Raw genomic sequence first — 3338 nt, 5'->3', positions numbered from 1 at the left:
ACGACGCTGCTGCGGTCGTACGGCATCGTCGTCCGCTACCTGAACCGGGTCGGTCTCGCCGCACGCGACCCCTTCGCCTGCCCGATGGTCGCCGAACTCCGCATCCACTGACGCGGTCCTCCGCGCTGGCGGGCTGCGGGACCTCGCAGGTCTGCGCGGGTTGCCGCACGGCCCCCACTGCGGAGCGCACCCCCGGGGTACCGTCGGGCGACCACAGTCCGCGCGCACGGTGAAGGGGGCCTCGTGACCACGGCGACCGACACGACGGCGACGACCGACAGGACGACGACGACACGGCAGCCGACGGCGGACCCCGGAGCGGCGGCGCCGCCGCACGCGGGGACGGAGTCGTCCGTCCTCGACGGTCTGGTCCTCGTCGCCGACCGCGACCCGCACGCCCTCGCCCTGGTCGACGAGCACGGCGAGACCACCCACGGTGCCCTCGACCGCACCGCCCGCGCCCTCGGCCTGCTCCTGGACGCACAGCTCACCCCCGACGACCACACCGGCCGCGGGGTCGACGTCGAGCAGGGTCGTGCACCCGTCCCCGTCGGCGCGATGGTCGCGCACGGCGCCGGGTCGGTCGTCGCCCTCCTCGGGCTCCTGCACGCGGGCCGTGTCGTCGTCGCGCTCGACCCGTCCCTTCCCGGGCCCCGGCTGCAGCACGTGGTGGCGCTCGCCGGCATCGTCGACGTCCTCGCGGACGCGGAGCACGCCGACCGCGCCGTGGCCCTCGTCCCCGAGCACGGCCGGGTGCTGTCCCTCGACGACCTGCTCGGAGACGCCCGGACCGCCGCCGCGACCGAGGGCGACCTCGCCGTCGTCCCGGGAGCCCGGGAACGCGGTGGTCGCGACCCGGCGGTCGTCGTCTTCACGTCGGGGTCGACCGGGGTGCCGAAGGGCGTCACGATGACCCACCGGCAGCTCGTCGTCGACAGCGTCGCCCAACGGGAGGCCTTCCGGCTCGTCCCGACGGACCGCGTGGCCTCGGTGCTCCCGCACGGGTTCGCCGCCGGGCTGACGCTCGTGCTGTCGGCCCTGCACGCCGGTGCCTCCGTGCACGTCGCCGATCCGCGTCGCACCGGCGTCGACCGCCTCGTCACCTGGGTCCGCGACGCACGCCTGACGACGCTGCACACCACCCCGCACCTGCTGCGGTCGATCACCGGCGCCCTCGACCCCTCCGACGACCGGTTGCGTGCGCTCCGCGTCGTCGCCACCCTCGGTGAGGCGGTGACGGGCACGGACGTCGCGGCGCTGCGGCCACTGCTCGGCCCCGCCGCGTCGTTCTGCAACCAGACCGGGTCGAGCGAGACCGCCGTGTACGCCGTGCACGAGATCCGCGCGGGGGACCCGGTGCCCGAGCGGAGCGTGCCCGCCGGCAGGATCGTCACGGGCAAGCGCATCGAGGTCCGCCGACCCGACGGCTCCGTCGCCGACGTCGGCGAGAGCGGTGCGGTCGTCTGCGTCTCCGACGCCATGACGAGCGGGTACTGGGGCGCGCCCGACGCGACCGCCACCCGGGCGGGCACCGCCGCGGACGGCACGCCGACGTGGACGGTCGGTGACCTCGGACGCTTCGACGAGCAGGGCCGGCTCACGCTGCTCGGCCGCGCCGACGACGCGGTGAAGGTTCGCGGGCACCTGGTCGAGCCGAGCGAGGTCGAGGCGGCGCTCCGCACCGTCGACGCGGTGCAGGAGGCGGCGGTCGTCGCGGTGCAGGCCCCACCCGCGCCGACCCGGCTCGTCGCCTACGTCGTGAGCCGCCCGGGTCGCCGCTCGCCGTCACCGGCCGCGATCCGCAGGGCCCTCCGCGACCTGCTGCCCGACCACATGGTGCCGACCACGATCGTCCCGGTGACGACGCTGCCCCGGAACGAGCGCGGCAAGGTCGACCGGACCCGCCTGCCCGAGGCACCCGCGCTCAGCACCACGGTGGGCGGAGACGGCGCGGCGTTCGGCGAGGACACCTACGACCAGTGGCAGCTCGCGGTCGGGCATATCTGGGCCGAGGTGCTCGGGCTGCCCGCCGTCGGGCCGCTCGAGCTGCCGGCGGTCGGGCTCGACAACGACTTCTCCGCACTCGGTGGCGACTCGCTCTCGGCGGAGGAGATGCTCGCCGCCGTCTCCGACCGGCTCGGCGTGGACGTCCCCTCGTCGGAACTCCTCCGGTACCCGACGCTGCGCAGCTTCACCGCGCGGATCCGTCTCGGCGCCGCCGCGGTCCCCGGTCACCCGGACGTCGTGACGCTGACGGCGCGTGCACCGGGCGGCGCCGACCCCCTGTTCTGCGTCGCGGGTGCCGGAGCCCTGGCACTGACGTTCGTCCCGCTCGCCCGTCACCTGGGTGACCGTCCGGTGTTCGCCTTCCAGCAGCACGGTCTGGAGCGGCGCTCGGTGCCGGACTGGAGCATCCCGGCCATGGCCCGCCGCTACATCGAGCTCCTGCGGGTCGTGCAGCCCTCCGGCCCGTACACCCTCGTCGGGCACTCGTTCGGTGGTCTCGTCGCCCTGGAGATGGCCTCGGTGCTCGCCGGTGCCGGTCACGAGGTCGCCCGGGTCGTCCTGCTCGACACCCACCTGCCCGAGCAGGCCTCCGAGCGGGCCGACACCGTCGAGTTCGGGCAGCTCGACCTCGGCCGGCCGGCAGCGCGTCCGGTGCCCGGCGTGCTCCGGCGGCTCGCCGTGCGCACCAGTGCGCTCCGCAGTCGCTCCGCCACCCCGTTCGCGCGCATCGGCCGCCGGGCCCGGGGCGTCGGCGCCGGGGTGGTCCGCTGGCAGGGCCAGCGCCACTTCCGGGCCTTCTTCGACCAGGCGCTCCTCGTGTCCCGCCGGTGGGAGCCGCGCCCGTACGCGGGCCCCGTCACGCTCGTCGTCGCCGACGGCAACGACTCGGGTCCGGCCCGGTGGGCGCGGTACCTCCGGGGACCGGTGGAGGCGGTGCGCGTGCACGCCGAGCACAGCTCGGTGCTGCGGGAACCACACGTCGCCGAGGTGGCGGCGCTCGTCGCCCGGCACAGCGGGACGCCCTGAGCGAGCTCGGACGGACGGACGGACGGACGGGAGGCGCGGCACCGGACCGGTGTCGCGCCTCCCGTCCGTCGTCGACGTGCGTCTTCCGACCGGAGCGCACCGCCACTGTCCGGTTGCGCACCACAACGCCCGCTCCGGTGGCAGATCGGGGTACAGGAACCGCCCTCGAAGTCCGTTTCCTGGGGAAATGCCCGACACGGAACGGGGGACGTGACGAATCTCGGTGTCAGCCCGTCTCATCCGTGAACAGCAACCGCTGGGAACGTGTCCCGGCGGGTTCTCGAAGGGAGACACCAATGGCTGAC

At 75.2% G+C, this 3338-nt stretch carries 1 protein-coding gene and 1 pseudogene; both read left to right on the top strand.

The window, feature by feature from the left end; all coding sequences use genetic code 11:
• Window positions 1–111 (top strand): annotated as a pseudogene (locus J2X59_RS15870) (acyl-CoA desaturase); the annotation flags it as partial.
• 132 nt (window positions 112–243) lie between these two features.
• Window positions 244–3033 carry a non-ribosomal peptide synthetase gene (locus J2X59_RS15865; RefSeq protein ID WP_326497316.1) on the top strand — a complete coding sequence of 930 codons (2790 nt, stop codon included), beginning with the start codon at window positions 244–246 and terminating at the stop codon, window positions 3031–3033.
• Window positions 3034–3338 lie beyond the last annotated feature (305 nt).

This window comes from Curtobacterium sp. 260, from assembly GCF_030803485.1.
In the GTDB taxonomy this organism is placed as follows: Bacteria; Actinomycetota; Actinomycetes; order Actinomycetales; family Microbacteriaceae; genus Curtobacterium.
The sequence above is the reverse complement of the archived record's forward strand: the minus strand, read 5'-3'. Positions and strand labels throughout refer to the sequence as shown.